The following is a 21,983-nucleotide window of genomic DNA, read 5'->3' on the forward strand; positions in this document are numbered from 1 at the left end:
TCAGCTCTCCAGGATCCGCGTTTCAGGCCGTCGTTACGGAACGAGGGTCCACTTGCCGTTGTCCAGCTTGACGATCACGCGCGCGCGCTCGTCCACGCCGTACAGCTCGCCCTTCCTGAAGTTGTAGACGCCGTGCACGCCCACCACTTCCTTCGTGTTCATGATCGCGTCGCGCAGGGCCACGCGGAAAGCGGGCGTGCCGGGTTCCGCGGTCTTCATCGCGCGCGCCGCGGCATCGGCGAACACCAGGTAACCGTCGAAAGAGTAGGCGGAGAACGCATCCGTCGTCGGCGCGTTGTTCACCTTCTGGAACACGTTGCGGAAGTCGAGGCCGACCTTCTTGGTCGGATGGCTGTCGGGCAGCTGCTCCGCGACGATGATCGGGCCGGTGGGCACCTGCGTGCCCGAGGCGGCGGCACCGCCCACGCGCACGAAGTCCGCGTTGATCAGGCCGTGCTGGCCGTAGATCGGGCCCTTGAAGCCGCGCTCGGCGAGCGTGAGGTACGGCAGCGCGCCCGGCGTGCCGGCGCCGCCGGTCATCACCGCATCGGGGCGCGCGGCGATGATCTTCAGCACCTGGCCGGTGACGGACTGGTCGGCGCGGGCATAGCGCTCGTTGGTCACGACCTTGATGCCGGCCTTCTCGGTGGCCTTCATCAGCGCGTCGTACACGAGGTCGCCCCAGGCGTCGGAGAAGCCGATGTACGCCACGGTCTTCGTGTTGGCCTTCTTCATGCGCTCGACCACCGCGTCCACCATCAGCTGCGTGGGCTGGGCCACCGTGACGGTCCAGTCCAGGTCCGGTCCCTTCAGCGAGATCGGCGTCAGGCCGATCATGGGCGTGCTGGTCTCGCGCGCCACCTGCGCCATCGCGATCGCCGCGGGCACGCCGGAGGTGCCCATGATGACGTCGACCTTCTCCTCCTCGATCAGCTTGCGCGCGTTGCGGCCGGCGGTCGTGGGGTCGGAGTTGTCGTCCAGCACGACCAGCTGCACCTTGCGGCCGTTGATCTCGGGCTTGTAGGCGATGGCGGCCTGCATGCCCTTCGCGTAAGGCACCCCCAGCGAGGAGTTGGGCCCCGACAGCGAGACGCTGAGGCCCACCTTCAGGTCGGCGGCGGACGCCAGGCCGGTGAGGCCCAGGGCGAGCGAGGCGGCCACGAGGGCGCGGCGGGAGAGAGCGTTCATCTTGGTTGTCTCCAGGTGAAGGACTGGCTCACGGAAAGAGCTGGATCGCGGGCAGGGGCTCCCCCGCGTCCAGCAGGTCGACCCGCTTCATGCGGATGCGCCATGCGTCGCCCGCCCGCACGAGGCGGTGCGTGGCCGTTCCCGCGAGCTGCAGCTGGCGCGCGCCGCGGGATTCGATGTAGAGGAAGGGCGTGCGCAGCTCGCAGGTACCGGCGGCGTCGTCCTGCGCGACGACCTGCGAGGGCTGCAGCACGTGCTGGCAGCGGCTGCGCGGGTGCTGGGAATGCGCCTTAGGGTTCTTCAGGCGCTGCACGCGCAGCTGCAGCAGCAGGTGGTCTTCGTCGGCGAGCGAGACGTGCGCCTCGCCTTCCGCCTGCGCGGCACCCCGCAGGGGAACCCAGTAGCGGCCGTCCTCGGTGAAGAGGGCCAGCCAGTCGTCGAAGCGCTGTTCGTCGATCAGCCGCGCTTCATTGGCGACGAAATCGATCGGGAGCATCATGAAACCTCCGTGCTACGCACTGCGGTGCGAGCGCCTTCGGACGGCCGGGCGGCGCTCATGCCATGTCCGCCGTCATGTACTGGGCCCAGGCGCGGAACTGGTTGCGCATCAGCAGCTCGCTGGTGCCGTTCACCTCGCGCGTGCCGCCTTCGAGTTCCGCGGGGTCGAAGTCCCGGTGCAGGCTGATCCACTCGTTGCGGCCGGCCTTCAGGCCTTCCTGGATGCTCTCGAACAGGTGCACGTCGTCGTGCGCCACCACCGACATCGGCGAGAACACCAGCCGGTTGTAGGTCATGGAACGCTCGAACAGCACGTCCGGGGCGCCCTCCGCGCGGAAGCTCCAGGCCTCGATGAGCGTGCGCTCCGCGGCCAGCGGCCGGATCACGCGGATCGCCTGCGGCGAGCTCTTCACCGACAGGCTCGGGAAGCAAACGGAGTTTTGCGGCGAGCGCTGCAGGATCTCCGCGGTGCGCTCGGCGCCATGGGCCGCCACGAGCGCGGCCTCGTACTCGGGCACCTGCGCGTAGCCCGAGTGGATGCTGAAGTTCACCCCCAGCATGCTGTGCCCGTTGGGGTACACGCGGCCGCCCATGCGGTCGAAGAAGTCGTAGCCGGCGCCGAAGGGCAGGATCTGCTCCATCGCCATCGGCTTGGGTTCGTCGACAGGCTTGCCCTGCCAGAGGATGTTGGCGGCGGCCGTCGCCGACTCGTGCGCCGACTGCGGGTGCACGGTGTCGTTGATGTTCTCCAGGTACATCTTCCAGTTGCAGTGGATGACGTTGCGCAGGATGCCGCCTTCGACCTTCAGCTTGCCGGTGGGCGAGCGGTCGACCAGGTTGTCGATCGCGCCCAGCACGTCGCCGAAGTAGGAACGGAAGTCCGGCCCGCCCTCGTTGACCTTGGCGAACACGAAGTCGCGGTACACCTCCACGTTCGCGAGCGCGCCCATGCCCTGCCCCGACGCGCACTCCTTCAGGCGCGTGCCTTCGTAGCCGTTCTTGATCGGGATGGCGAGGGGCGAGCCGTCCAGCTTGTACGTCCAGGCGTGGTAGGGGCAGCGGAAGAACTTGCCGGTGCTGCCGCAGGCATCGGTGGCGAGCGGCATGCCCTTGTGGGCGCAGCGGTTGTTCAGCACGCGGATGCTGGCGTCCGGCTGCCGCACCATCAGGAGCGGCTGGCCGGCGATCTCCACGGCGACGTAGTCGCCGGGGTTCGGCACCTGGCTCGCGTGGCCGACGAAGTTCCAGGTGTTGGCGAAGAAGTGGCGCTGCTCCAGGCGGAACAGCTCCTCGCTCAGGTACAGGTCGCGGTGGACGCGATCCTCCTGCACCAGGGCGAGGATGTCGTTGCGGGTCGGCGCCATCTTCGCTCTCCCTTTACGGGGCCAGCTTCCACTGGCCCTTCTCGAGCCGGATCATCACGGCGCCGCGGCGGTCGAGGCCGTTGGGGTCGTCGCCCTTGAAGCTGAAGACGCCGTGCGTGCCGACCACGTCCTTGGTCTGGTGGATGGCGTCGTGCAGCGCCTGGCGGTAGGCCGCCGTGCCCGGCTCCGCCTTGTTGCCCACGCGGGCGGCCGCGTCGGCGAACACCAGCCACGCGTCGAAGGTGTAGGCGGAGAAGGCGTCGGCGGGATACTCGCCGTGCTTCTTCTTGTACGCCTCGCGGTACTCCATGCCGATCTTGCGCGACGCATTGCTGGCGGGCAGCTGGTCGGCCACCTGCACCGGGCCGCTGGGCAGCAGGATGCCTTCGCCCGCCTTGCCGACCACGCGCACGAATTCGGCGTTCACCAGGCCGTGCGTGCCGTAGAGCCCGCCCTTGTAGCCGCGCTCCGCGAGGGTCAGGAAAGGCAGCGCGCCGGGCGTGCCGGAGTTGCCGGCGAAGACCGCGTCGGGACGGGCCGCCATGATCTTCAGCACCTGGCCGGCGACGGAGGAGTCGGAGCGGCCATAGCGCTCCTGCGCCACGATCTTGATGCCCGCGGGACCTGCCGCCTTTTCCAGCGCGGCCAGCGTCTGGTCGCCCAGCGCGTCCGAGAAGCCGATGAACGCCACGGTCTTCACGCCGTTGGCCTTCATCTTGTCGACGACGGCGGAAACCACGAGCGGGAAGGACTGCGACACGGTGACCGTCCAGCCGCCGTCGTCCGCAGGAACGCTCACGGGCGTCGGGGAGATCAGGGGCGTCTTGGTTTCGCGCGCGACGGCGGCGATCGCCATCGCGCCCGGCACGCCGGAGGTGCCGATCAGCACGTCCACCTTGTCTTCGTTCACCAGCTTGCGCGCGTTGCGAGCCGCGGTGGCGGGATCGGACGCGTCGTCCAGCACGATCACCTGCACCTTGTGGCCGGCGATGGTGTTCTTGTAGGTCTCCGCGACCTGCAGCCCCTTGTTGTACGGAATGCCCAGTGCGGACGCGGGACCGGACAGGGAGGTGATGAACCCCACCTTGAGGTCGGCGGCCAGCAGCGGGGCGGCCAGGGCGACGCCGGCGACCAGCGTGCCCAGGCGGAATGCGAACTTCGTTTTCGTCATGTCTTGTGTGTTCTCTTCTTCAGGGGACGAGCTTCCACTCGCCTTTTTCCAGCTTCACCATCACGCGCGAGCGCTCGTCGGAGCCGTAGCGGTTGTCGGGCTTGAAGTTGTAGACGCCGTGCGTGCCCACCAGCTCCTTGGTGTTGACGATGGCATCGCGCAGCGCGACGCGGAACTGCGGCGTCCCCGGCTCGACCTTCGTGGCGAGCGCGCGCTCGGCCGCATTGGCGAACAGCAGCCAGGCGTCGAAGGAGTACGCGGAGAAGGCATCGGTGGGCACGGCGCCGTTGGCCTTCTGGTAGGCCGAGCGGAAGTCCATCGCCACCTTGCGGATCGGGTTGCTCTCGGGCAGCTGCTCCGCCACGATCACCGGGCCGGTGGGCGCCAGCAGGCCTTCCACCGCGGGACCGCCCACGCGCACGAAGTCGGGGTTGATCAGGGCGTGCGTGCCGTAGATCTGGCCCTTCCAGCCGCGCTCCGCGAGCGCGCGGTACGGCAGCGCACCCGGCGTGCCGGAGGTGCCGGTCAGCACGGCGTCCGGCTTGGCCGCGACGATCTTCAGCACCTGGCCGGTCACCGAGCTGTCCGCGCGCGCAAAGCGCTCGTTCGTCAGCACCTGGATGCCGGCAGCCTTGGCGGCGGGCACCAGCGAGTCGTACACCAGGTCGCCCCAGGCGTCGGAGAAGCCGATGTAGCCCACGGTCTTCACGCCGCTCTTCTTCATGCGCTCGACGACGGCGTTGACCATCAGGGGCGCGGGCTGCGGCAGCGTGACCATCCACGCACCGTCTTCGCCGGGCAGGTTGGCGTTGGCGATGGAGATCAGCGGCGTCTTCGTTTCGCGCGCGACGGCGGCGATGGCCAGCGCGCCCGGGGAGCCGGCGGTGCCGATCACCACGTCGACCTTGTCTTCCTCGATCAGCTTGCGTGCGTTGCGCGCGGCGGTGGCGGGATCGGACGTGTCGTCCAGCGCGACCAGCTGCACCTTGTGGCCGCCGATCACGGACTTGTAGGCGGCCGCGGCCTTGATGCCCTTGTCGTAGGGGATGCCCAGCGAGGACACCGGACCGGACAGCGAGGTGATGAAGCCGACCTTCAGGTCGGCGGCCAGCGCGTTCAGCGCGAGGCCCGTGCCGGCCAGGGCGACGGCGAGGCGGTGCATGGCTTTCATTCGTGTTCTCCTTGGGTTCTCACAGGGAAATGCTGCCGAGGCTGGCGCCCCCGCACACATACAGCGACTGGCCGGTGACGAAGCCGGCATCGGGATGGATGAAAAAGGACACCGCGCGCGCGACGTCGGCCGACTCGCCGATGCGGCCCACGGGGATGGACGCGGCGAGCTTCTGCTCGCGCTCGCTGCCGGCCGGGATCACGTCGTAGAACATCTCGGTGTGCACGGGGCCGGGCGCGACCACGTTCACGGTGATGCCGTGCGGCGCGAGTTCCAGGGCCCAGGTGCGGGCCAGGCCCAGCATGCCGGACTTCGTGGCGGAATACGCCGTGCGCGTCTGCGCGCCCAGCGCGGCGCGCGAGGACATCAGCAGGATGCGGCCGAACCTGCGTTCGCGCATCGCCGGCAGGCAGGCCTGCACCAGCAGCAGGGCGGCGCCCCAGTGCAGGTTGACCAGCGCATCCACGTCGGTGAGCTGCACTTCCGGCAGCAGCGCGGGACGGATCACGCCGGCGTTGTGGATGATGGTGGTGACCTCGAAGCGCTTCGCGAGCTCCTTCGCCGCTTCCGCCGTCGCGGCGCGGTCCATCAGGTCCACCTCGATGTCGTGCATCTTCGGATGCGCGATCTCGCTCTTGCGGCGCGCGAGCGAGATCACTTCGTAGCCGTCGGCGAGCAGCGATTCGCAGATCGCCTTGCCGATGCCGGCGCTGCCGCCGGTCACGACCGCAACCTTGTTGGGGTTCATGGCTTGTCCTCCACCAGCGCCAGCACGCGCAAGGGGCTGCCGCTGCCCTTCTGGATCTTCAGCGGCGGGCAGATCAGGATCGCGCCGGTGGGCGGCAGCAGGTCCAGGTTGGCGAGGCACTGCAGGCCGTACTTGCCGGCGCCGTGCATGTAGTAGTGGCAGGGGTAAGGCGGCCGCAGGTGGTAGCCCTGCCCCGCGTCCGTGCCGATGGCTTCGGAGCCGAAGCCCAGCACCTGGCGCTGCTCCACGAGGAACTGCACCGCCTCGGAGCTGGGGCCCGGCGTGTGCTGGCCCGTCTCGTCGAAGTTCTGGTAGGCCTCGGGGTCCTGGCGCTGGGACCAGTCGGTGCGCATCAGGACCCAGGCGCCGGCCGTGATGCGGCCGTGCTGCTTCTCGAACTCCTCGATGTCCTGCACCGTCAGCAGGTAGTCCGGATCCTTCTTCGCCTGCTCCGAGCAGTCGATGACGAAGGCGGGCGCCACGAAGTCCTGCACCGGGATCGTGTCCACGGAGTTGTTCGGCAGGTCCTTGCCCGAGATCCAGTGGATGGGGGCGTCGAAGTGCGTGCCCGTGTGCTCGCCGCAGGAGAAGTTGTTCCAGTACCAGCCCGGGCCGCGCTCGTCGTAGTGCGAGACCTCCTCGATGCGGAAGGGCCAGCACTGCCCCATCTCGGGCGGCAGCGCGATCTGCGGGAACTCGGGCGTGAGCGTCTGCGTGAGGTCCACGACGCGGATGCGGCCGGTGGCGAGGGCGAGGGCCACGCTCGCCAGGAGGTTGGGGGTTGCGCTTGCGGTTGCCATGTCAGGAGCCTCCGGCGGCCAGTTCGCGCTCGAGCACCTTCGGGTTGTCGCGCCAGCGCTCCAGCCATTCCTGTGCCACGTCGCCGGGGTACACGTCCTCGATGCCTTCCTTCAGCGCCTTCACGATGGCGCTGGCCAGCGCGGACGGCGCGACCTTGGGCGGCGGCAGGTTCTGGTTCCACTCGTCGTCGATGGGACCGGGGAACACGTTGATCACGCGGATGCCGGCGGGCCGCATCTCCGCGCGCAGGCATTGCGCCAGCGACAGCGCCGCGGCCTTGGAGGCCGAGAAGGTGCCGTGCGGCGGATAGTTGGACAGCGCATAGATCGACAGCAGGTTCACCCACGCCGCCGCATGCGTCACGCCGTCGGCCGAGCGGGCGCGCAGCGCGGGGCCGAACTCCTGCGCCAGGCGCAGCAGCCCGAAGTAGTTGATCTCCATCTCGTTCTTGGCGACGTCGGTGCCGCGGCGGTTGGAGATGCCGAAGGTGCGGTGCAGTTCGGCGTTGTTGATCACGATGTCGACCTTGCCGCCGATCTCGCCGGCCAGCTCCGTGACCGAGCGGCCGTTGGTCACGTCGAGAGGCACCAGGGTGACCTCCTTCATCTTCGTGATGTCCTCGAAGCCGGGCAGCTTCTTCCAGGGTTCGGCGTGGCCGACCCACACGATCTCGGCGCCGGCCTTCACCAGCGCCTGCACCAGCGCCTGGCCCACGGCGGTCTTGCCGTCGGTCACCAGGACCTTGCGGAACTTGGGGTCGCTCGTCATTTCTCGCAGCATCCTGTCGTCAGCCATGTGTTCACTCCCGTTCTCGGGGAATCCGATCAGCACCGCCTGGCCCGCGCGGTCCAGGCGCGCGCCCACGTGCACCCGCGCAGGCGCGTCGCCCACCTCCCCGTGCAGGTGCACGATGACGGTGGGGCCCGCATCCAGGTGCACGAGGCCCATGCGCCAGGGCAGGCGCTCGCGGAAGAAGAGGTCGTTGCTGTGGTGCAGCGTGGTCGTGGCCAGCAAGGTGCCCTGCCCCGACTGCGGCTTCCACTGCAGGCGCGGCGACAGGCACTTGTGGCAGGCCTCGCGCGGCGGGTACTGCACGGCGCTGCAGTCCTTGCAGACCTGCAGCTCGAACCGGCCTTCTGCGGCAGCGGCCGTCATGCCGAGCGCGACGCGGCCGCGCGCCCACGGCGGCAGGTTCATCTGCCGGGTGCGGAGGACCGGGTTCTTCCGCTTCGGCTTCATCAGCGGCATCGTCATGCGGACCTCCCGAGCAGCACGGCGCCCGTGCACAGGCAGCGGTCGTAGGTGACCATGCCGAAGCCGGTGACGAGGCCGAGCTCCGCGTCCTTCACGGCGCGCTCGCCGGCCTGGCCGGTGAGCTGGCGGATCGCTTCGGTCATGCCGAGGAAGCCGCCGGCCGCGCCGGCCTGGCCCACGGACAGCTGGCCGCCACTGGTGTTGTTGGGAAGGTCGCCGTCGAAGGTGGTGCTCTTCTCGCGCACGAAGGCCGGGCCCTCGCCCTTGCCGCAGAAGCCCAGGTCCTCGAACTGCAGCATCACGATCACCGGGTAGTCGTCGTAGGTCTGGATGAAGTCCACGTCGGCGGGCGCGGCGCCGGCCTGCGCGTAGAGGTCGTCGCGGTCCATGCGCCAGCCGCCACGCACCATGACGGGGTCGTCGGAGTAGGCGTTGTGCCGCTCGATGGAGCCGCGCACCAGCACGTGCGGCAGGCCCAGCTCGCGGGCCTTCTCCTCCCGCATCACGAGGAAGGCTTCGGCGCCCGCGCAGGGCATCACGCAGTCGAACAGGTGGATGGGGTCGGAGATCACCCGGGCGGACATGTACTCGTCCAGCGTCAGCGGCTTCTTGAACAGCGCGTTCGGGTTGCGCAGCGCGTTGGTGCGCTGGGCCACCGCGATGCGGCCGAAGTCTTCCCGCTGCGCGCCGTAGGTGCGCATGTAGTTCGCGGTGATCATCGCGAAGATCGAATTCGGGCCGCCGGAGCCGTAGGGGTAGCTGGCGTCGCGCGCGAAGTTGCTGAAGGCGCCGAGCGTGAGACGGAACGACTCCACGTGGTTGGTGTCGGCCGCGACGCAGGCGACCACGTCGGCGTCGCCCGCCTGCACGGCGCGCGCGGCACGGCGCAGCGACATCACGCCGGACGCGCCGCCGGTGGGGATGTGGTCCAGCCAGCGCGGCGACACGCCCATGTGCTGCGTCACGCCCACCGCGGTGTCGGGGGTGAGCGAAAAGCTGCTGATGGTGAGGCCGTCGATCTGCTCCTTGGGGATGCCGGACTCGCGCACCAGCGCCTGCAGCGCCTGGCCGATGAACCAGTGCGCGTTGTGGGTCGAATAGCGGACGTAGGGCACCGTCACGGGCACCGCGACGGCCACGCCTTCGTAGGACATGCGCTTGCGGGTCATGCTTGCCGTTTCTTCATGGTGCGCGTGTCGATGCAGCACGCATCCGCAGGCAAGGACAGTGCCAGCTCGCGCAGCAGGCCGCGCTGGATCTTCTGCGACGGCGTCAGCGGCACGGCGTCGACGAAGGCCACGTAGCCGGGCGCCTTGTAGTAGGCGAGCTGCGCCAGCGCGTGCTGCACGATGCTGGCGGCGAGCGCCTCGCGCTGGTCCGCTGGGACGGGGTCGCGCGGGATGATGCAGGCCAGCACCTCGTCGCCGCGCACGGCGTCGGGCGTCGCGGCCACGGCGGAACTCTTCACGGCCGGGTGCTGGTTCAGCACGCTCTCGACCTCCACCGCGGAGATGTTCTCGCCGCTGCGCCGGATCACGTTCTTCTTGCGGTCGATGAAGAAGAGATGGCCGGCGTCGTCGCGCTTGACCATGTCCCCCGTGTGGAACCAGCCATCGGCCCAGGCTTCGGCGGTCGCTTCGGCGTCCTTCAGGTATTCGCCGAAGAAGTAGCGGCGCGGATCGGGGCCGCTGGCGCGCACGAGCAGTTCGCCGGGCGTGCCGTACGGAACATCCCGGCCCTCCTCGTCCACCAGCCGGATCTCGACGAACGCTTCCGGCTTGCCGAAGCAGCTGGTGCCCACGTGGCGCGGCTCGTGGTTGGCCATGATGCAGGCCGCGGCGCCGGTCTCGGTCATCGCCCAGGCCTCCACCAGCGGGAAGCCGAAGCGCTCCTCGAACACCGCATGGTTCTTCTTGTCGACGCCGGCACCGAAACCCCAGCGCACCTCGTGCCGGCGATCGGCGGGCGACGCCGGCGCGGACAGCAGCATGGCCGGCATGACGCCCAGGTAGTGCACGATGGTCGCGCGGCTGTCGCGAACGCTCTGCCACCAGCTTTTCGGGTGGAAGCGATCGAGCTGCACGAGGCAGCCGCCCGCCGTCAGCACCACCATGGTGGAGAACGCCATGGCGTTCACGTGGTTCAGCGGCAGCGGCGTGATGATGCGTTCCGCGTCGCGGCGCACCGAGCACACGCCGTCCAGGCCGGCGTACCAGTCGCCGGCGCGCAGGAAGTATTCGTTGGAGAGGCGGCAGCCCTTCGGGCGACCCGTCGTGCCGGACGTGTAGAGCAGCGCGCACTCGGTGGCGAGGCCTGGCTCGCCCGCGAGCGGAGCCTTCGTGGGCGCGGACGGTACGGCGCCCTGCTCCGGATCCCACGTGGCCATGCGCACGCCGGCCGCGGACGCGGCGGCCCGCAGGTCCGCTTCCCGCTGCGGCAAGGTCACGGCCAGCACGATCTCGCTGTGGCCGACCAGGTACTCCAGTTCGGCCGAACGCATCTCCGCGTTCATCGGCACGACGCTCACGCCCAGCGCGTTCAGCGCGAACCAGTGGAACAGGAAGGCGGGCCGGTTCTCCAGCAGCAGCCCGACGCGGTGGCCGTGGCCATAGCCGGCGGCGGCGTACGCAGAGCGCAGGCGCTCGACTTCCGCGGCCGCCTCGCCCCAGTGCACCGGCCGGGCCGGGATGCCGTAGACCTGTGCCGTCACCGCGTCGAGGAACAGGAACTCGTTCGCCGGCGCGCGGGCCGCGGTCGCGGCGAAGCGTTGGTGGACGGTGCTCATCGCGCGCTCAGATGAACAGCTGCACGGCCGGCAACGCCGCGTCCGGGTTGATCAGGTTCACGCGCTTGAGCGTCATGCGCAGCGCGCCGCCCTGCACCGTGAGGTGGTGCAGGAAATGCCCCACGTGGATCTGCAGCTCGTCGCCCTGCGTCTCGGTGTAGTGGAACTCGGTGCGCACCACGTAGCGGTTGGCCTCGGGCTCGAAGGCCTCGACGGTCGGCGTCTGCAGCAGGTGGTGGCAGCGGCTCGGCGGCTGCTGCGAAAAGGCGCGCGGGCTCTTCAGGCGCTCGATGCGCAGCTCGCGCAGCAGCTTGTCCTCGTACAGGTGCGACGTGTGGTTGATGCCGTCCGGCTGGTCCGGCACCAGCGGCACCCAGTAGAAGGCGTCGTCGGTGAACAAGGCATTCCACTCCTCGAACTTCTTCTCGTCGAGCAGGCGCGCCTCGCGCACCACGAAGTCGATGAGGTCCTGGCGGGTCGGTTCCATCGTGGTCCTCACATCGTCAGCGTCATGTACTTCGCCCAGGCGCGGTACTGGTTGCGCATGGAGATCTCGTTCGTGCCGTTGGCGGTCAGCTCCCGCTTGCCGATCTCGTTCTCCTGGAAGTTGCGGTGCAGGCTCACCCAGTCGTTGCCGCTGGCATGCAGGCCCGCCTGGATGCCGCGGTAGGCCTGCAGGTCGTCGTGGCCGACCACGGAGAACGGCGAGTTGATGAGGCGGCTGTACATGGTGGTCCGCTGCAGCAGCTCCGGCGGCGCACCCTTGAGACGGAACGTCCAGCTCTCCACCACGCACTTGTCGGCGGCGATCGGCTTCACGACGCGGATCGCCTGGATGGCGCCCTTGATGGTGAGGTTCGGGTAGTAGACGGTGTTGTGGCGCGTGAGGCCCAGGATCCGGTGCGCCTTCTCCTCGCCGTAGGTCTTCACCATCGCTTCTTCGTACGCCGGGATGCCGGAGTACTTGCTGTGGATGCTGAAGTTCACGCCCGAGAAGCTGTGGCCGTTGTCGTAGACGCGCACGCCCATGTCCTCGAAGAACTTGTAGTCGGACATGAAGGGCACGAACTGCTCGATCGCCATGGGCTTGGGCGCGTCCGCGGGCTTGTCCGCCCACATCTTCTTGGCCGTGCCCGCCGAGGACTCGTGCGCCACCATCGGGTGCATGGTGTCGTTGAGGTTCTCGATGAACATCTTCCAGTTGCACTGGTGGATGAAACGGAGGCAGCCGCCGGCGATCTCGAGCTCGCCCTCGGGGGAGCGGTCCGCCATGTTGTCGATGGAACTCAGCGAGTCGCCGAAGTACTCCTCGAAGCCGGGGCCGGCGTCGTTGATCTTCACGAAGATGAAGCCGCGGTACACGCGCACGTTCTTCACCGTCACCAGGCCCTTGCCGCTCTCGCACTGGTGCAGGTTCGTGCCTTCGTAGCCGTTCTTCAGCGGGATGGCCAGCAGCGCGCCGTCGGTCTTGAAGGTCCAGGCGTGGTACGGGCAGCGGAAGAACTTGCCCGTGTTGCCGCAGCCGTCGTTCACGAGGCGCGAGCCCTTGTGCGCGCAGCGGTTCATCATCACCCGCACCGAGTTGTCGGTGTGGCGCACGATGATCAGCGGGCGGCCGCCGATCTCGTTGGTGATGTAGTCGCCGGGCCTGGGCAGCTGGCTGTCGTGGCCGACGTAGTTCCAGGTGTTGCCGAAGAAGTGCTCCTGCTCCAGCTCGAACACTTCCTGGCTGATGTACAGGTCGCGGTGCACGCGATCGGGCTGCACCAGGGCGGCCAGGGCCTCGGGGTTGCCGCGGTAACGGTTGGTCGTCATCGGACTTCGCTCCTCACATGTCCAGTACGAGCCGCGGCCCGCGGGCGCGCGACACGCAGATCTGCATCACCTTGCCCGACGCCTTCTCGGCGTCGCTCAGGAAGTAGTCGCGGTGCTCGATCTCGCCTTCCAGCACCGCCACGCTGCACACGCCGCATTCGCCGCGCCGGCAGTCGAACATCGGGTCGCAGCCGTTCTGCTCCAGGCACTCCAGCAGGTTCTGCCCGGGGGCGACCCGCAGGGTGCGGCCGGACTGCGACAGCACCACCTCGTAGCCCGCCTCGGTCTCGGAAGCCGGCGGCGCGGAGAACAGCTCGAACTTCACGCGCTCGCGCGGCCAGCCGCGCGCCTGCGCGCCGGCCAGCACCGCGTCCAGCATCACCTGCGGGCCGCACACGTACAGCGTGTCGTTCCAGGCGCAGGCGTCCAGCAGCGCCTGGACGTCCAGCGGCGCACCGGCCTCGTCGTCGGCGTGCACCCGCAGGTCTTCGCGCAGCAGGTCCTGCAGTTCCGGCAGGAAGGCCAGCAGCGCGCGGCTGCGACCGGCGTAGTGCAGGCGCACGGGCTGGCCCGCGGCGCGGCACTGCACGGCCATGCTCGCCAGCGGGGTGATGCCGATGCCGCCGGCGACCAGCACGGCGGTGCCGGCACGCAGGGGAAAGTCGTTCCTGGGCGGCTCGATCGTGAGCAGGTCGCCCGCCTGCACCGTGTGCATGAAGCGCGAACCGCCACGGCCGGTGTCTTCGCGCCGGATCGCGATCACGTACTCGCGCGGCGTGCGCAGGTCCGCGCCAGGCTGCAGGTTCACCAGCGAGTAGTGGCGCCAGTCCTGCTTGCCGTCGGCGAGCGTGACCTGCACGCGCACGTGGGCGCCGGGCTCGTAGCCGGGCAGCACGGCGCCGTCATCGGAACGCAGCCGAAGCAGGCGGATGAGCGGGTTGAGGTCGCGGCTTTCCGCAACACGCAGCGCAAGCGTCATGCGGCCTCCTTGAGGGGGCCGCCCAGCGACAGGCGCTCCAGGGCGGCGCCCAGTTGCTTGCCCGCCTCGTCGGCCAGCGCCGCGTCGCGCAGCTCGCGCAAGGTGGCGGGCGCCAGGCGCGCGCCGGCGCGGCGGACGGCATCCATCAGCGTCTCGTAGTTGCGCGTGCCGCGCTCGTGGGTGTCGCCGTATCCCTTGACCAGGCGCTGGCACTGCGCGACTTCCACCGCGAGCTGCGGGTTGATGGCGGCGGCGGCCGCGATGCGCTGCAGCCAGTCCTCGATGCGCGCGTTCTCCGCCTGGTAGCGCAGGCTGCCGCGGCGCCACCGCTTGAGGCCGGACAGCGTGTACAGCAGCAGGAAGCCACCGAGCGAGCTGGTGCGCACGACCTTGCCCTTGCGCGTGGCGCGCTCCACCACGCGGCGCGGCCAGCCGGAACGGGCCAGCCAGCGGCCGAGGCCGGCCGGCAGCGTGTCGCAGATCTCCTGCAGGCGCGGATGCATGAACTCGTTGATGTCCAGCACCTGGTCGTCCTGCACGCGCACCTCGCTGCCCACGCGCTCGAAGCGGCTCGCGCGCGTCTTCAGTTCCGCGACGCGCACGGTGTCCTCGTACGCCATCCACAGCGCCAGGTGGCGCGCGGTCTCCACCAGCAACTGCTGGTCGCCGCCGGGCCATTGCTGCACGCGCTGCAGTCGGTCCAGGTAGAGGGAGGCGTACGCCGGGTCCTGGTAGTCGACGAGGCGGCGCGCGCCTTCCACCAGCACCGGCTGCGCGGCGAGCGGAAAGTCCTTGGCGATGCGGGCGAGCAGCGCGCGCACCTGCGGGTCGTGCGGCGTGCCGGCCGGGCGCAGCGCCGCCGTCGGGGTGGCTTCGTCGCGCGCCGGGGCGTCCGCCTGCGCGAAGCCGGCACCGAACGCGCGAAGGCTCGCCTTCACGCCGACGCCGCCGCGCTCGATGGTGGATTCGAACTGCGCGCGGCTGAAGGGCAGCACGCCGGTACCGGCGAGTGCGCCGAACAGCACGGCGCTGATCACGCTGCCGTTCGCCTCGGCCACCTGCGCCATGTCGAAGCGGACGAAGCGCCGCGCGGCCGACTGCGCGTGCGCCAGCAGGTTGTTGCTGTCGGCGCGGCCGTCGCCCATGGCGATCTTCTCGGCGATGGAGTACACGCGGTGCGTGGAGGCGACGAGCGTCGTGCGGTCGGGCGTGACCAGGCCGCGCTGCACCGCACGGCCCGCTTCCATCAGCTCGGAGGCGAGCACCACGTCGACGTCGCCGGGCAGCGGCATCAGCGCGAGGATGGGGTGGCCGCCGTCACGCTCCGCCTGCTCGCGCGGGAACATCTCGACGTAGTAGATGGTCGCGCCGGTGCGCTGGGCGACGCCGGGCACGGAAGTGGTCTGGGCGATGTAGCCGTTGGCCTCGCCCAGGTCGACGATCCAGTCGGCGAGGACGCCGCCGCCCTCGCCGCCCATGGCAAGGATCGCGATCTTGATCGGCTGCTGTGCGTTCATGCGGTCCTCAGAAGGCGTAGCGTTCGCGCGCGCGGGCATCGCGGCGCTGCAGCGCGCCGATGACGGCGCGGCTCACGCGCTGGCGCAGGCGGTCCCAGCGGCTCGGGTTGGTCACGATCTGCGCCTTGTAGAAGGAAGGGCACAGCACGGCGGCGTGCGACACCTCGCCGCACAGGCCGCAGCCCACGCAGGAGTCCAGTACCGTCGCGATGGGGTCCGTGCGCAGCGGGTCCGGGTTCGGCTTGATCGACAGCGACGGGCAGCCGGAGAGGCGGATGCACGAGTGGTCGCCGGTGCAGGTGTCGGAGTCGATGCCGAAGCGCTCGCGCACCACGCGCTTGCCTTCGGCCACGGCCTTGCGCGCGAGCGGCTTCTCGCGGCGCTGCTTGTTCAGCATGCACTCGGACTGGGCCACGAGGACCTTGGGCCCCTTCTCCCTGGTCGTGAGCGCCTCGCGCAGCGCGTCGCGCATGCCGGCGACGTCGTAGGTGCGCTTGATCGTCCTCACCCACTTCACGCCGACGCCGCGCACGGCCTTCTCGATCGCCAGGCCCGTCGTGCGCGTCTTGTTCTCGGCGGCGGACGACAGGATGTCCTGGCCGCCGGTGGCGGAGGTGTAGCTGTTGTCGACGACGATGGTCAGATTGTCGCTGCGGTTGAACACCGAGTTGGCGACGCCGCTGGTCAGGCCGTTGTGCCAGAAGCCGCCGTCGCCCATCACGCTGATCGCGCGCTTGTGGCCTTCGCCGGTGTTGAGCGCGGCCGCGCCGGCGCTGCCGAGGCCGTAGCCCATCGTCGTGTTGCCGATGTTGAAGGGCGGCAGGATGGAGAACAGGTGGCAGCCGATGTCGGCGCTGACGTGGTGCGGGCCCAGCTCGCGCTCCACCAGCTTCATCGCGGTGAAGATGGGGCGCTCGGGGCAGCCCGTGCAGAAGCCGGGCGGGCGGGCGGAAACGCTGTCGGCCAGCGGCTTGAGCGGGATCACCTTGGGCGGCTTCGCGACGACGGGCTCGGGCTGCAGGCGGCCCACCTTCTCGAGGAAGGCGCGCACGCCCTTGAGCGTTTCGGCCGCGGTGTACTCGCCCGCGACCGGCAGCAGGTCCTTGCCGTGCAGCGCGGTGGGCACGCCTTCGCGGCGCAGGATGGCGGCGACGTTCTGCTCGATGAAGTTCGGCTGCCCTTCCTCCACCATCAGCACCGCGCGCTTGCCACGGCAGAAGCGCAGCACCTCGCTGTCGATCACCGGGTAGGCGACGTTCATGCAGTACAGCGGGATCCTGCTGTTGCCGTACACGTCGGCGAAGCCCAGGCGCTCCAGCACGCGCAGCGCGGTGTTGTAGTTGCCGCCCTGCACGATGATGCCGACGTCGTCGGCGCCTTCGGCGAAGAACTCGTTGAGCCCGCGCTCCTCGATGAACTTCACGGCGGCGGGCCAGCGCTCGCGCACCTTTTCCTGCTCGTGGACGAAGCTCGCGGGCGGCAGCACGATGCGGCTCACGTCGCGCTGCGGGTTGTCGAGCGCTTCGCCGATGGTGAAGGACGGGCGCTTGTTCTCGGACGCGGTGAACTCGCCGTGCACGTGGCACGCGCGAATGCGCAGCTGCAGCATCACCGGCGTGTGGCTGGCTTCGGAGAGCTCGAAGCCCTCCTTCACCGCGCGCACGATGGCCGGCAGGTTGGGACGCGGGTCCAGCAGCCAGATCTGCGACTTCATCGCGAACGCGTGGCTGCGCTCCTGCATGATCGAGGAGCCTTCGCCGTAGTCCTCGCCCACCACCACCAGCGCGCCGCCGGTGACGCCACCGGAGGCGAGGTTCGCGAGCGCGTCGGAGGCGACGTTGGTGCCCACGGTGGCCTTGAAGGTGACCGCACCGCGCAAGGGGTAGTTGACGGAAGCGGCGAGCGTGGCGGCGGCGGTGGCTTCGCTCGCGCTGTTCTCGAAGCGGATGCCGTTCTCGGCCAGGATGTCCTGCGCGTCGGCGAGCACGTCCATCAGGTGCGAGATGGGCGCGCCCTGGTAGCCCGCGACGTACGCGACGCCGGATTCGAGCAGCGCCTTCGTGACCGCGAGGATGCCTTCCCCACGGAAGGTCTCGCCCTCGCCCAGGCGCAACTTCTTCACTTCCTCGACGAACGATCTCTCGGCCATCTATGTCTCCGGTGTCGCCGCGTTTGCACGCGCGATGTGCACTTGCCTGCGGATTAGTTTAAGCTGGAACATATGAAAAGTCATGCAGTTTCTGTGCCTAGGGAATACCCCGATTCGCAGGCGGCACGCAGGCCTCGTGCTGGTGCGCGCGGCAGCACGGCAGCTGCATCGACCCCGTTCGTGGAGGGGTATCTCCCTGCCTTGCTGGCCCAGGCGCACGACCGCATCGCGAGCGAGTTCCACGCGGTGGCGGCGGAACACGGCGTCGGCCCGTCCGAGTGGCGGGTGCTGGCCACGCTCGCGAGCGGCGAGGCCACCGGCATCAGCCGGTTGGCGCAAATCATCGTGATGAAGCAGCCGACGGTGACGCGCCTCCTCGATCGCATGCAAGCCGCCGGCCACGTGCAGCGCGTGCCCCACGACGGGGACCGGCGCATCACGCTGGTGAGCATCACGGAGCGCGGGCAGCAGCTCACCGACAAGCTGGTGCCGCTGGCGCTGGAGCACGAGGCGCGCGTGCTCGCGCCGTTCGGCGCGGAGGGCGCGGATGCGCTGAAGCTTTCGCTGCGGCAGCTGATCGGGGTTTAGGGCAGCGGGGATCCTGCTGGGGTGCGCTTCGCGCAACCCAGCCTACGGGCACTGCGCGCAACCCAGCTGCGACATCCAGCGGCCGCGCCCCGTAGGCTGGGTTGCGCGCAGCGCACCCCAGCGCTGCGCGAAGCGCTCAGGCCGTGAGCACGGCCCGTCCACCATGACCGCGCGTCGCGATCCACTGCATCGCCTCGTGCGCCTGGTCGAGGGAAAACTCGCGCACCGCCAGCTGCAGCTTTCCGTCCGCGATCCGCTGCAGCAGTTGCGGCGCCGCGGCCCGCGCCGCTGCTTCGCGCCGCAGGATGTTCAGCGGCAGCAGCGCGATGTCCCGCTGCAGCAGCTCCGGCAGGTCGATGCGCGCCTCGGTCCCGCCCGCATAACCGACGAGCACCGCGCGCCCTCCGGGCTTCACGCCGCGCAAGGCCCGTGGCAGCACTTCACCGCCCACCATGTCGAGGAGCAGGTCCGCCTCCGGCTGCACTTCCCGCGCTGCATCGAAAGCGTCCACCTGCGCACCGGCTTCGCGCGCCAGCTGCACCGCGATGGAGCCGACCGCACCGGAAGCGCCGCTCACCAGGACCCGCTCGCCGGCGCGCAGCTTCGCCACTTCGTGCAGCGCGACCCACGCGGACGTGCACGGCGAGAAGAAGGCGGAGCCCAGCGCGTAGGAGACGCCCTCCGGCAATGCCCCGAGCGCGTCGTCGGGCACCTCGATGCACTCGCGCCAGGTGCCGTCGCGGGCGATGCCCAGGCCCGCGCCGCGCATCCACACGCGGGTGCCGGGCGCGAATCGCTCGCCTGAAATCACGACCCCGGCCGCTTCGACGCCGGGGACGTATGGCAGCGGCGGATGGCGCAGGAAGGCGCCGCTCCACACCGTCCGGTCGATGTGCCCCACCGTCGCCGCATGCATGCGCACGAGCGTGCGCCCGGCTCCGCCCTGCGGCTGCGGAAGGTCTTCCACGCGGGGCGCCTCGCCCCAGGCGTGCACGCGCACGGCCTTCATCGCTGCGCCTCCAGGAAACGCAGCACGGCCTGCGCGAAGGCCCCCGGCAACTGGTCCGGCAGCGGCACCATGCCTTCGGGGATGTCGGCCAGTTGCGCCTGCGGCAGCAATTGCAGCCAGTGCGCCGCATGCGGGGCTGCGAAAGGATCGCCGCCGGCGCGGACCACCAGCGTCGGCTGCGTGACGGCGGCGATGCGCTCCTCCATGCGGTACGAGGCGACAGCGCGGTGGCCGCCTTCGACGTCGCCGCGGACCTGGAGCGCGTCGAGCACGAAGGCCTCCAGGAGATCGGGTCGGCCCTCCGGATAGAAGCCCTGGCGCTTGCGCCACAGCGCGGCGAGATGGCTGCCGTCCGTGCTGGGCTCCACGGCATCGATCGGCGGCCGCCCGGCGCGCACGCGCCGGAACTCGGCATCGGTGTACGGCGTCGAGGAGAGGACCAGCGAGCGGACACGCCCGCCGTGCCGGGCCGCGAGTTCGATCGCGATCACGCCGCCGGTGTGGTGGCCGACCACGTGCGCCTGCGGGATGCCGAGGGCGTCGAGGAACTGCGCCGCCACTTGCGCCCAGGCCTCGATCGAAGCCGGCCCCGCGGGCGGATCCGAAGCACCGAAGCCGGCGGTATCCATCGCAATGGCACGGTAGCGTGCACCGAGCACGGGCAGCACGCCCGCATACTCCGCCCAGCTCCGCGGCGTCTGGTGCAGCAGCAGCACGGGGAGCGCATCGTCCGGGCCGCATCGGGCGTAGTGCACCTGCCCGTGCGGCAGGTCGACGTACGCCTTGCGGATCCTCATGACAGGGTGCGCTCCGCCGGCGGCTTCCACAGGCCTGCGTGCTTCAGCATGCCCAGCGTGCGCGAGAGCACGTCCAGCCGGTAGGCGAGTACGTCGCGCCCTTCGTACTGGTAGAAGCCGCTGCCGGTCTTCAGGCCCAGCTTGCCCTCTTCCATCATGCGGCCGACGATCGCCGGCGCCTGGTAGCGATGCGGGTCGATGCTGCCGGCCATCTCGCGGCTGGCGTGGTGCAGGATGTCGCAGCCGCCGAAGTCGATGAACTCCACCACGCCCAGCGCGGCGAAGCGCAGGCCCATGCCGTAGCGGGTGGCCTTGTCGATTTCCTCCGCCGTGGCGACGCCCTCTTCCACCATGCGCGCGGCTTCGTTCATCACGAGCGCCTGCAGGCGCGGCACGATGTAGCCCGGGGCCGGGCCGCACACCACGGGCAGCTTGCCGATGCCCTCCATCAGCGTGCGCGTGCGCGCCAGCACTTCGGCACTGGTGCCCGGATGCGTGCTCAGCTCCACGACCGGGATCACGTAGGCCGGATTGAGCCAGTGCATGTTGAGGAAGCGTTCGGGCTTCTCGACGATCTCCGCCAGTTGCGTCACCAGGATGCTGCTGGTCGTGGAGGTGAGGATCGCGTCGGCCCGGCAATGCCGGTTGATCTGCGCGAAGGCTTCGCGCTTCGCCTCCATCGTCTCGGGCACGCCTTCGAAGACGAGTTCGGCCGCGGCGAGCGCAGCTGGCGCGCCGGCGGCGTCGACCATCTCGACACGCGCTGCGATCTCCGGAATGTTCCTTTCCTCGATCGCGCCCAGCTTCGCGAGCCCGAGCAGCGCGCCGCGCACTTCGGCCATCGCCTCCTCGCGCAGCTTCTGCCAGGCTTCCGGTGTGCGCTGCCGCAGGTCCACGAGGGCGATGCGATGGCCGGCGTACGCGAAGCTGATCGCGATGCCGCGGCCCATGCGGCCGGCGCCCACGGCAACGAAACGCGGCGCGCTCATTCGCCGTCGTGCAGCAGCTGCTGCATGGCCGCGCGATCGAGCTTGTCCAGGCCCAGGCCTTCCAGCGTGCGCGGGCCCTTGCGCAGGTCGCGCCCCTGCCAGCCGCCGGCGATCGCCAGCAGCCCTTGCGCGATGGGCGCATCGGCGCCGACCCAGCGGGCGACGGAGGCCAGGAAGGCGAGGCCCAGTTCCGTGTCTTCCGTGACGTAGCGGTGCGTGTGCAGGTCGATGTGCTCGCGCCAGTCGCCGGACTTCACCAGCTTCTTGTGGGCGTCGCCGTACATCCACTGGTCGTTGTTGTAGTGGTCGGCCAGCGGGTAGTGAGGAGCGCCGTAGCCGAGTGCCTCGCGGACCGCGACGCGCTCCAGGTCGAGGCGATCGGTCACCGCGCGCACCGAGGACTGCGTGCCTTCGTTGTGGATGTCCCAGCGCTCGAAGTGCTGCAGCGGCGCCGCGTTCATCACGATCAGCGGCGGATGGATGATGGGGCCGGCGTTCATCAGCGCGCCGGAGAGCGCGTCGCCGCAGCCGTGCACGCTGGGATAGGCCTCGCGGATCACCTTCAGCGCGTGCTCGCTCTTGCGCGCGGGATACACGCCGGTCGGCAGGCGCACGGCGCGGATCGTGACGTTCACTTCCCGGTCGCCGTGCTTGCGTGCGAGATACGGCAGCGTGCCCGTCTCCGCCCAGGCCACGTCGGCCCGATTGCCCGCCTGGCGCACGATGCGCGCCATCACGAAGCTGCCGAAGGTGCCGGGCGGCAGGAAGACGACCTGGCCGTCCTTCAGGTGCGGCGCCATGGCGCGGGCGATGTCTTCCTGCGCGACGGCGGGAGAAGGCAGCACGATGAGCTGCGCACCGGCGAGCGCCTTGCCGATGTCGGCGGTGGCCAGCGCGATCTTCACGTCGCGCGGGCCGTCGGAATCCTTCAGGACGATGCTGCCGGTCTCAATGACGGGCTTCAGCGCCGCCGCGTCGCGGCGCCAGAGGCGCACTTCGTGGCCGGCTTCGGACAGGTCGGCGGCGGCGGCATAGCAGCCATGGCCGCCGCCCAGGATGGCGATCTTCATCTCGGCGATATCTCCTGTGATGCGGCGACCCGGTGGCAGCACGCTTGCGCATGTACATTACTTTTCATATATTGAGCTGTCAAGCACCGA

20 protein-coding genes are annotated in these 21,983 nt (G+C 69.7%); 1 reads left to right on the forward strand and 19 read right to left on the reverse strand.

Annotation, left to right across the window (positions count from 1 at the left end; genetic code table 11):
* Window positions 1-33: 33 nt before the first annotated feature.
* Genes H8N03_RS12430 through H8N03_RS12500 form a run of 15 tightly spaced genes read right to left on the reverse strand, consistent with a single transcriptional unit; the run spans window position 34 to window position 17,440 of the window.
* Window positions 34-1,188, reverse strand: a complete 1,155-nt coding sequence (locus H8N03_RS12430; RefSeq protein ID WP_187076491.1) for an ABC transporter substrate-binding protein — start codon at window positions 1,186-1,188, stop codon at window positions 34-36.
* Between the two features lie 28 nt (window positions 1,189-1,216).
* Window positions 1,217-1,687: an aromatic-ring-hydroxylating dioxygenase subunit beta gene (locus tag H8N03_RS12435; RefSeq protein ID WP_187076492.1), complete on the reverse strand. Its 471-nt coding sequence runs from the start codon at window positions 1,685-1,687 to the stop codon at window positions 1,217-1,219.
* A 55-nt stretch (window positions 1,688-1,742) separates the two neighbouring features.
* Window positions 1,743-3,050: an aromatic ring-hydroxylating dioxygenase subunit alpha gene (locus tag H8N03_RS12440; RefSeq protein WP_187076493.1), complete on the reverse strand. Its 1,308-nt coding sequence runs from the start codon at window positions 3,048-3,050 to the stop codon at window positions 1,743-1,745.
* A 13-nt stretch (window positions 3,051-3,063) separates the two neighbouring features.
* Complete coding sequence (locus H8N03_RS12445) at window positions 3,064-4,221, reverse strand: ABC transporter substrate-binding protein (protein ID WP_187076494.1); 1,158 nt, start codon at window positions 4,219-4,221, stop codon at window positions 3,064-3,066.
* A 19-nt stretch (window positions 4,222-4,240) separates the two neighbouring features.
* Window positions 4,241-5,392 (reverse strand): ABC transporter substrate-binding protein, encoded by a 1,152-nt coding sequence (locus tag H8N03_RS12450; protein WP_187076495.1) that lies wholly within the window; start codon window positions 5,390-5,392, stop codon window positions 4,241-4,243.
* A 19-nt stretch (window positions 5,393-5,411) separates the two neighbouring features.
* Window positions 5,412-6,140 carry an SDR family oxidoreductase gene (locus tag H8N03_RS12455; protein WP_187076496.1) on the reverse strand — a complete coding sequence of 243 codons (729 nt, stop codon included), beginning with the start codon at window positions 6,138-6,140 and terminating at the stop codon, window positions 5,412-5,414.
* On the reverse strand, window positions 6,137-6,940 hold the full coding sequence (locus tag H8N03_RS12460) for a cyclase family protein (protein ID WP_187076497.1): 804 nt from the start codon (window positions 6,938-6,940) through the stop codon (window positions 6,137-6,139). Before H8N03_RS12460 ends, H8N03_RS12455 begins: the two co-directional genes overlap by 4 nt.
* Window position 6,941: 1 nt before the next feature.
* On the reverse strand, window positions 6,942-8,195 hold the full coding sequence (locus H8N03_RS12465; RefSeq protein WP_187076498.1) for an SDR family NAD(P)-dependent oxidoreductase: 1,254 nt from the start codon (window positions 8,193-8,195) through the stop codon (window positions 6,942-6,944).
* Window positions 8,192-9,364: a thiolase family protein gene (locus H8N03_RS12470; RefSeq protein ID WP_187076499.1), complete on the reverse strand. Its 1,173-nt coding sequence runs from the start codon at window positions 9,362-9,364 to the stop codon at window positions 8,192-8,194. Before H8N03_RS12470 ends, H8N03_RS12465 begins: the two co-directional genes overlap by 4 nt.
* Window positions 9,361-10,980 (reverse strand): AMP-binding protein, encoded by a 1,620-nt coding sequence (locus H8N03_RS12475; RefSeq protein WP_187076500.1) that lies wholly within the window; start codon window positions 10,978-10,980, stop codon window positions 9,361-9,363. Before H8N03_RS12475 ends, H8N03_RS12470 begins: the two co-directional genes overlap by 4 nt.
* Window positions 10,981-10,987: 7 nt before the next feature.
* Window positions 10,988-11,467: an aromatic-ring-hydroxylating dioxygenase subunit beta gene (locus H8N03_RS12480; protein ID WP_187076501.1), complete on the reverse strand. Its 480-nt coding sequence runs from the start codon at window positions 11,465-11,467 to the stop codon at window positions 10,988-10,990.
* Window positions 11,468-11,475: 8 nt separating this feature from the next.
* Entirely contained in the window at window positions 11,476-12,795 is a 1,320-nt protein-coding gene (locus H8N03_RS12485) for an aromatic ring-hydroxylating dioxygenase subunit alpha (RefSeq protein ID WP_187076502.1), read from the reverse strand.
* Window positions 12,796-12,808: 13 nt separating this feature from the next.
* Window positions 12,809-13,774, reverse strand: a complete 966-nt coding sequence (locus H8N03_RS12490) for a PDR/VanB family oxidoreductase (protein WP_187076503.1) — start codon at window positions 13,772-13,774, stop codon at window positions 12,809-12,811.
* Window positions 13,771-15,291: an indolepyruvate oxidoreductase subunit beta family protein gene (locus H8N03_RS12495; protein WP_187076504.1), complete on the reverse strand. Its 1,521-nt coding sequence runs from the start codon at window positions 15,289-15,291 to the stop codon at window positions 13,771-13,773. Before H8N03_RS12495 ends, H8N03_RS12490 begins: the two co-directional genes overlap by 4 nt.
* A 7-nt stretch (window positions 15,292-15,298) precedes the next feature.
* Window positions 15,299-17,440 (reverse strand): thiamine pyrophosphate-dependent enzyme, encoded by a 2,142-nt coding sequence (locus tag H8N03_RS12500; RefSeq protein WP_187076505.1) that lies wholly within the window; start codon window positions 17,438-17,440, stop codon window positions 15,299-15,301.
* A 201-nt stretch (window positions 17,441-17,641) separates the two neighbouring features.
* Between H8N03_RS12500 and H8N03_RS12505 the strand changes: the two genes are divergently transcribed.
* On the forward strand, window positions 17,642-18,028 hold the full coding sequence (locus H8N03_RS12505) for a MarR family winged helix-turn-helix transcriptional regulator (protein ID WP_255428181.1): 387 nt from the start codon (window positions 17,642-17,644) through the stop codon (window positions 18,026-18,028).
* A 136-nt stretch (window positions 18,029-18,164) separates the two neighbouring features.
* On the opposite strand, the gene H8N03_RS12510 is transcribed toward H8N03_RS12505, so the two are convergent.
* Genes H8N03_RS12510 through H8N03_RS12525 form a run of 4 tightly spaced genes read right to left on the reverse strand, consistent with a single transcriptional unit; the run spans window position 18,165 to window position 21,893 of the window.
* Window positions 18,165-19,037, reverse strand: a complete 873-nt coding sequence (locus tag H8N03_RS12510) for a quinone oxidoreductase family protein (protein WP_187076507.1) — start codon at window positions 19,035-19,037, stop codon at window positions 18,165-18,167.
* Window positions 19,034-19,834, reverse strand: coding sequence for an alpha/beta fold hydrolase (locus tag H8N03_RS12515; RefSeq protein ID WP_187076508.1), 801 nt, complete (start codon window positions 19,832-19,834; stop codon window positions 19,034-19,036). The genes H8N03_RS12510 and H8N03_RS12515 overlap by 4 nt, the downstream gene beginning before the upstream one ends.
* On the reverse strand, window positions 19,831-20,823 hold the full coding sequence (locus H8N03_RS12520; protein ID WP_187076509.1) for a 3-hydroxybutyryl-CoA dehydrogenase: 993 nt from the start codon (window positions 20,821-20,823) through the stop codon (window positions 19,831-19,833). Before H8N03_RS12520 ends, H8N03_RS12515 begins: the two co-directional genes overlap by 4 nt.
* A complete protein-coding gene (locus H8N03_RS12525; RefSeq protein ID WP_187076510.1) occupies window positions 20,820-21,893 on the reverse strand; it encodes an NAD/NADP-dependent octopine/nopaline dehydrogenase family protein in 1,074 nt (357 codons plus the stop codon). The genes H8N03_RS12520 and H8N03_RS12525 overlap by 4 nt, the downstream gene beginning before the upstream one ends.
* Window positions 21,894-21,983: the final 90 nt, after the last annotated feature.

It is taken from the genome of Ramlibacter cellulosilyticus, from assembly GCF_014297465.1.
GTDB lineage: Bacteria > Pseudomonadota > Gammaproteobacteria > Burkholderiales > Burkholderiaceae_C > Ramlibacter > Ramlibacter cellulosilyticus.